The following is a 6,216-nucleotide window of genomic DNA, read 5'->3' on the forward strand; positions in this document are numbered from 1 at the left end:
CAGTATCAGTGTGCCACTATATCATGGCATCCTTACCCATCTGCGGTTTCTTCATGCAGTCTTTATCCATGCACTCTTTTTTCATTCCCTGTTTGGCCATCCCGTCGTTGGACATCTGGCTCATACCATCCTTTTTCATCGCGTCTTTGCTCATGCTATCGGCCGCGTTAGCCCCGGCCATACCCAACATCAGTGTGCTGCACATCATCATGGCGAATAACTTTTTCATGGTATTTCCTTTTCTCAGTGAACAGGCACCGTGGTGCCTTGAATTTGCTCTGGCAGCGTTCAGCTGCCGCCAAACCAGTTGTAGCCTTGGTCTTCCCAGTAACCACCAGGAAAGTGGTTGGTTACCTCAATCACCTGAATATGTTTCGGATTCTTGTAGCCCAGCTTGGTCGGCATACGCAGTTTCATCGGGTAACCGTATTGACGCGGCAATATCTGCCCGTCATAGGTCAGTGCCATAATGGTTTGCGGATGCAGCGCCGTGGCCATATCGATGCTGGTGTAATAGTCATCAGCACATTTAAAGCCGATATAACGAGCATTCAGATCTGCGCCAATCGCCTTTAGAAAGGCGGCAAACGGCACGCCGCCCCATTTACCGATAGCGCTCCAACCTTCTACGCAGATATGGCGTGTCACCTGGCTGATTTGTGCCATCTGGTGCAGCTGTGCCAGCGTCCAGGGCTGTTTGTGCAATACCATCCCGGCCACTTCCAGACGAAAATCATCCCCGTTGATATCGGGTGCCTGATCCTCGGCATAAAATGCGTTGAACGGGAATGGGCGAGTGATCATCGATTCGGCATATTCGGGAGCCAGATGATTGGCATTGAACAGCCAGCCCTGCACCCGATCGTTAAAGCGTGAAATGCGGCTCAAGGCCTGGTCTACCTGGCTGTTATCACTGAGATCGCAGCCGGTCAGCATTGCTACGCCTCCCAAGGTCAAGCCATTACGCAGGAAACGACGACGCGATGATGATGCCAATTGTTGCGCTAACAGGCGCTGTGCTTCCTTAACGATATCCTGGCTCTCGCTCAGGCTAACCGGGGTTTTTTCCGTTTTCATCGGCGTCTCCTTAGCGTCCGCGTAACATGGCCAACAGCGTGCGTGGTACTAAAACCACCATTGCCAGGTGGATCACCACAAAGCCAACCAGCCCCGTCATGGCAAAAAAGTGGATATAGCGAGCCATCTCATAACCACCAAGCAACGTACGTAACAGGGGAAACTGCACCGATTTCCATAACACCAGACCCGAAAGTACCATCAGCACGCAACCCGCCATCGCCAGGAGATAGAGCACCCGCTGTACCATGTTGTAGCGGCGTAGATCCGCGTGTTGCAGCTTGCCGCGCAGCGCGGCCCACAAATCGCTGATAAACAACCGGGGGCTGAGCGGCCAAAATTGCCGTTTGAAGCGGCCACTGAACAGGTTGAGCAGCAGGTAACACAGACCGTTGAGGCCAAACAGCCACATGCCGGCAAAATGCCATTGCAGCGCGCCCCCCAACCATCCCCCCAAGGTCAGCTCATTGATAAACGAGAAGTTAAACAGCGGGGAGGCGTTATAAATTCGCCAGCCGCTGGTGACCATAATCAGCATGGCAACGGCATTCAGCCAGTGTGTCAGCCTTAACCACAGCGGATGGATAAGCAGCGGTTTCTCCGGCGTTACGGTCATGTTCATCCCTTCTCTCCTGCCCGTCTCGATTCGATGGTTGGAGTATTCAACAGATTTGTTCCCCAAGACCTCACGCAAAGTTAAATAAAATGTGATAACTCCCCGGGTGGCGGTTGTGTAGACTTCAGTAAGGCCAGTCAACTACGGTGGAGAAAATGGATAAGGCAAAACGAATTTTGATCGTCGAAGATGATGGCCATATCGCCGAGCTGTTGCAGCTACATCTGCGCGATGAGGGCTATGACATCAGCCACGCCGCCGATGGCAATCTGGGCATGGAGATGCTCGAGCAGGGGGGATGGGACGCGCTGATCCTCGATCTAATGTTGCCAGGCATCGACGGGCTGGAAATCTGCCGCCGCGCCCGCAATATGACCCGCTATACGCCAATCATCATCACCAGCGCACGTTCCAGCGAAGTCCACCGGGTGCTGGGGCTGGAACTGGGGGCCGACGACTATCTGGCCAAGCCATTTTCCATGCTGGAACTGGTGGCCAGGGTCAAGGCACTGTTTCGCCGCCAGGAGGCAATGACCCGGAATCTGCGGATGGATGCAGGAACGCTAAGTTTTGATGGACTGGTGATCGATCCTATCGCCCGCGAGGTACGTATGCAGCAGCAACCGGTGGAGCTGACGCCGCGCGAATTCGATCTGCTGTACTTTTTCGCCCGCCACCCCGGTAAGGTGTTTTCCCGCCTCAGCCTGCTCAACCAGGTCTGGGGATATCAGCATGAGGGGTATGAACATACCGTCAATACCCACATCAACCGGCTACGGATCAAGATAGAACGCAACCCGGCAGAACCCGAGCACATCCTCACCGTATGGGGCATGGGTTATAAATTCGCGGCTTCGCCGCAAGAGTAAACTATGAAAAATCTATCGCTGACACAGCGCCTGACCCTGGTTTTCGCCCTATTGCTACTGATCTGCTGTTCCATCTCCGGCTGGTTGCAGGTACGCAGCAGTACGCAATACAGCCAGGCGGTGATCCAACGACTTTCCGCCAACCTGGCGCAACATATCGCCACCAGTAACCCGCTGCTGAACTCGAAAGGCTGGGATGACCAGTCGGTGCATACCTTGTTCGATCAGTTGATGGCGGTTAACCCGAGCGTGGAGGTCTATCTGCTGGACAAGCAGGGCAATATTGTCGGCAATGCGGCCCCTGCGGGGCATATGAAACGCCAGAAGGTCGATCTGTCACCAATCCAGGCGCTGCTGGATGGCGCGAAAATGCCAATCTATGGCGACGACCCGCGCAACCTGAATACCGGCAAGGTCTTTAGCGCCGCGCCACTGAAGATGAACGGCAATGTTGAAGGTTATCTGTACGTAGTGCTGTTGGGTGAGGATTATGATGCACTGGCCAATAGCGCCCAGCTCAACTCGGCGATTTACACCGCTCTGTGGTCGATGGGGTTAGTGGTGATGTTCGGCTTGTTGGCCGGATGGGTTGCCTTCCGCTGGGTGACGCGCCCGATCCGCCGCCTGACACAGCAGGTTAGTGCGCTGGACGGTGGCGGTATCGCTGCTCTGCAAGCCTATGCCAACACCCCTGCCGAAAACCAGCGCCGTGACGAAGTCGGCCAGTTGCAACAGGCATTCCGCCGCATGGCGCAGCGTATTACCGAACAGTGGCAAGCGCTGTCGCTACAAGACCAGCAACGGCGTGAGTTTATTGCTAATATTTCGCACGATTTGCGCACGCCGCTCACGTCACTGCACGGTTATTTAGAGACACTGTCGGTGAAATCTGCCAGCCTCGCGGAGGCCGATCGCCAACGCTATCTGGAGATTGCTCTGGCGCAGAGCCGCAAGGTAGGTCGGCTGGCGCAAGAGCTGTTCGAACTGGCACGCTTGGAATATGGGGTAGTCAAACCGCAAAAAGAAGCGTTCTCTCTCAGTGAGCTGGTGCAGGACGTGTTCCAAAAATTTGAACTGGCAGCTGAAGCTCGCCAGCAGCAATTGCGCGCCGACATTCAGCCTGGCATACCGCTGGTGAGTGCCGATCTCAGTATGATAGAGCGGGTGCTGACCAACCTGTTGGACAATGCCATTCGCCATACTCCGGCTGGAGGTGAGATCGAGGTACGCCTGTGGCCACAAGGCGCCAAGGTGATGGTTCAGATCAATGACAGCGGGCCGGGTATTCCCCAGGAACTGCGTTCCGATCTGTTTATCCGCCCGTCAATTGTTAACCATGCCCGCCGTCATGCGAGCGGCTTGGGGCTGATGATTGTCAAACGTATTCTACAGTTGCACGACAGCGATATTACGCTGGTGGAACAACAGCATAGCGGCGCCTGCTTCCGCTTCTCTGTTCCTGTGCATTAGCGTTACGACAAGGGCTGGATGCAGTAACGGGTTCTGAAGACCAGCAGCAGCTGCATAAAGCCAACCTGATTCACCCCCAGTTTGCGCATAATATTGAGCTTATGGGTACAAACGGTTTTATAGTTGCGGCCAATGACTTGAGCAGTATGCTGAGCATTGGCCCCAGAAACCATCAGCCCCAGGATACGCCATTCGCAACTCGATAATGACCGCGGCTTCTGCAACAACAGTTGCTGTATCACTGGGCTGCGATAACTGGCTGTAGGATGGGCCGCTGAAATCGCTGCCAGCAAGTAATTGATATCATCGCGTTTGGCCACCAAGGAGAGATGTTTTTGCGCGGCGAGCAGCGTCAGGATACCTGGGTGGCTAATATCGGTTAAAATGACCAGGCACGCCCTTGGCCAAATCTTACCGGCGGTCAACAGGAAACGCACCACCGAATAAATATCTTCGTTATGATGGTAGAGTTCCATAATCACCGTTTGCTGGTCATTATCATTGAGCAGCAGGGAAATATCGTTCAGGCTGGTTAAATGACTGACTCGTTTATTGCCCGGTTCGATTAACGCCTCCAGACCGACGCTCACCAAAGGATGGGGATCAAAGAGAATATAGTTATCGTTATAAAATGAAGCTGTCATTGGCTACCCCACTGAAAATATTTACAATTAAAACAGACACATCTAGCCGGCACCTCCTGTCGCTCGGTCATCTGGATCACTTAGCACTGAAGATCACCCCCAGCGGCTTCACTCTTGGCCACAATTTTTCGGTCCTGGATCTTGTGGCGGCCTAAACGCAGCTTTTATCCACGTTGATAAAGCTGTCGTTATAAATGATAAATTTTTGCCCTTGCAGTTTGATCCCCGGGTTTGAAAGCGTATCTCCCGGGCGCAAATACTCGGTGATCCCTTCTTCATCGGTGCTATTGCAGCCCGGTTTCAACAGGAATTTAAAAAAGGTATTGCCGGTGTTTTTGAGCGTGCCGCGTTGCTTGTCGAGCTGGTAGGCAAATTTAGTCTCACGCGGTCTGACGACCAGGATGGTGTCCATCACCACAATGGGCTCCAGGTTGGCTGCGGCTTGCTTGCCCTGCCCTGCCGCCAGCAGGCTGGTGGGCACCTCACGGAACGAGACGCGATAATAGCGTTCCTTGTTATCCTTCGGGCCGTGGTAATAGAATTTGTAATATTCCCCCTGTCGCGCCTGTAGAGTCAGTTGCTTGGGGGCAAACAGCAGTTCCCCATCTGCCGGGCGGCTGTGAACCTCCTGCTGCCCAGGCCGATCGATGGCACGGATGGCCACCTGATAAAACCGGGCGCTGGCGTTATTATTCAGCACCCGCTTGGCGACAAAAGACTGGTCCTGATCCATCGCGAACGTCATGGTGCCCACATTAATCGCTCCGGCAGTGACCGGCAGGCACAATAGCCACAGCAGCAGAGTTTTCACATCATCTCCTTAGTTGATATCACGCCAGGTCGCCTCGACGTGAATTTCGCCCGCGGCATGAACATCGCCATACCAGTCGTTACCCTCGACAGTTTTGCCTGACACCGGGTCGTTCATCGGGATGCTCAACTTGATCCGGGTTTTGTTCATCACCCCAACATCACCGGAAATATCGTTCCAGGGTGTGCTGCTCCACAGCGCATTGGTCATATCGTGCCAATTGCCTTCACAGCCCATGTACATCACCTGTTCCGCACCAAGGCTATTGGTAATGCTGAGTTGGGCCGGGAATGGCACCTGCGTGGTATTGTCCGACGACGAGAAAATACAATAATTGTTGCCGTTCACTAACCGCGTTGGGCCGATGACCTTTACTTTGACCTCATCGGCATTGGTCTTGGCGCTGGTGGTCACAATATAGCCAAACTCCAGCGGCGGCTCAGCGGGACCCACAAAGCCTTCCCGATGCGGGCTGTTATCGTAATCCTCGGAAATAATGCTGATGCTGAAATCACGCGGCTTGATGATCAATTGGTTTGAGGTTGAGAACTCATACCAGCCCGATTCCGGTGAAGTGGTATTCTGGAAGCGGAAGTTAATCAGATTATGCGTCCCGCCGTCGGTGATCCCCAGCTTGACCATCTGTTTGAAGAAGTTACTGGAAAAGAAGACATAAACGGCATTACTGCTCTTCAATTCATTAAACGTATATACCCAATAAACCTCAAG

At 53.6% G+C, this 6,216-nt stretch carries 7 protein-coding genes and 1 pseudogene; 2 read left to right on the top strand and 6 right to left on the bottom strand.

The features are described 5' to 3' along the window. Nucleotides 1–16: 16 nt before the first annotated feature. From U869_RS0117865 to U869_RS0117875, 3 genes are read right to left on the bottom strand one after another with little or no spacing between them, the layout of a single operon-like run. Complete coding sequence (locus U869_RS0117865) at nt 17–229, bottom strand: pentapeptide MXKDX repeat protein (protein WP_025123850.1); 213 nt, start codon at nt 227–229, stop codon at nt 17–19. A gap of 59 nt (nt 230–288) precedes the next feature. Continuing rightward, a complete protein-coding gene (locus U869_RS0117870) occupies nt 289–1,077 on the bottom strand; it encodes a molybdopterin-dependent oxidoreductase (RefSeq protein WP_025123849.1) in 789 nt (262 codons plus the stop codon). Between the two features lie 10 nt (nt 1,078–1,087). Then, nucleotides 1,088–1,699 (bottom strand): cytochrome b/b6 domain-containing protein, encoded by a 612-nt coding sequence (locus U869_RS0117875; protein WP_025123848.1) that lies wholly within the window; start codon nt 1,697–1,699, stop codon nt 1,088–1,090. Nucleotides 1,700–1,848: 149 nt separating this feature from the next. Here U869_RS0117875 and U869_RS0117880 point away from each other — a divergent pair, with 149 nt between their 5' ends. Both U869_RS0117880 and U869_RS0117885 read left to right on the top strand, forming a co-directional pair. After that, nucleotides 1,849–2,562 carry a response regulator transcription factor gene (locus U869_RS0117880; protein WP_025123847.1) on the top strand — a complete coding sequence of 238 codons (714 nt, stop codon included), beginning with the start codon at nt 1,849–1,851 and terminating at the stop codon, nt 2,560–2,562. A gap of 3 nt (nt 2,563–2,565) precedes the next feature. Continuing rightward, complete coding sequence (locus tag U869_RS0117885; protein WP_025123846.1) at nt 2,566–4,032, top strand: HAMP domain-containing sensor histidine kinase; 1,467 nt, start codon at nt 2,566–2,568, stop codon at nt 4,030–4,032. Between the two features lie 2 nt (nt 4,033–4,034). Here U869_RS0117885 and U869_RS0117890 read toward each other — a convergent pair whose 3' ends face one another. From U869_RS0117890 to U869_RS0117905, 3 genes and pseudogenes are all read right to left on the bottom strand, one after another. After that, on the bottom strand, nt 4,035–4,676 hold the full coding sequence (locus tag U869_RS0117890) for a LuxR C-terminal-related transcriptional regulator (RefSeq protein WP_025123845.1): 642 nt from the start codon (nt 4,674–4,676) through the stop codon (nt 4,035–4,037). A gap of 151 nt (nt 4,677–4,827) precedes the next feature. Then, nucleotides 4,828–5,478: a fimbria/pilus periplasmic chaperone gene (locus tag U869_RS0117900; protein WP_025123844.1), complete on the bottom strand. Its 651-nt coding sequence runs from the start codon at nt 5,476–5,478 to the stop codon at nt 4,828–4,830. A gap of 18 nt (nt 5,479–5,496) precedes the next feature. Beyond that, nucleotides 5,497–6,216: pseudogene (locus tag U869_RS0117905) on the bottom strand (hypothetical protein); the annotation flags it as partial.

Origin of the sequence: Serratia sp. H1w (assembly GCF_000633355.1) — a bacterium.
Classification (GTDB): Bacteria; Pseudomonadota; Gammaproteobacteria; order Enterobacterales; family Enterobacteriaceae; genus Chania.

What these genes read in the sequence shown, in the direction of transcription:
- U869_RS0117865 (WP_025123850.1), bottom strand. Translation starts at nt 229, where the DNA reads ATGAAAAAGTTATTCGCCATGATGATGTGCAGCACACTGATGTTGGGT.
- U869_RS0117890 (WP_025123845.1), bottom strand. Translation starts at nt 4,676, where the DNA reads ATGACAGCTTCATTTTATAACGATAACTATATTCTCTTTGATCCCCAT.
- U869_RS0117880 (WP_025123847.1), top strand. Translation starts at nt 1,849, where the DNA reads ATGGATAAGGCAAAACGAATTTTGATCGTCGAAGATGATGGCCATATC.
- U869_RS0117870 (WP_025123849.1), bottom strand. Translation starts at nt 1,077, where the DNA reads ATGAAAACGGAAAAAACCCCGGTTAGCCTGAGCGAGAGCCAGGATATC.
- U869_RS0117875 (WP_025123848.1), bottom strand. Translation starts at nt 1,699, where the DNA reads ATGAACATGACCGTAACGCCGGAGAAACCGCTGCTTATCCATCCGCTG.
- U869_RS0117885 (WP_025123846.1), top strand. Translation starts at nt 2,566, where the DNA reads ATGAAAAATCTATCGCTGACACAGCGCCTGACCCTGGTTTTCGCCCTA.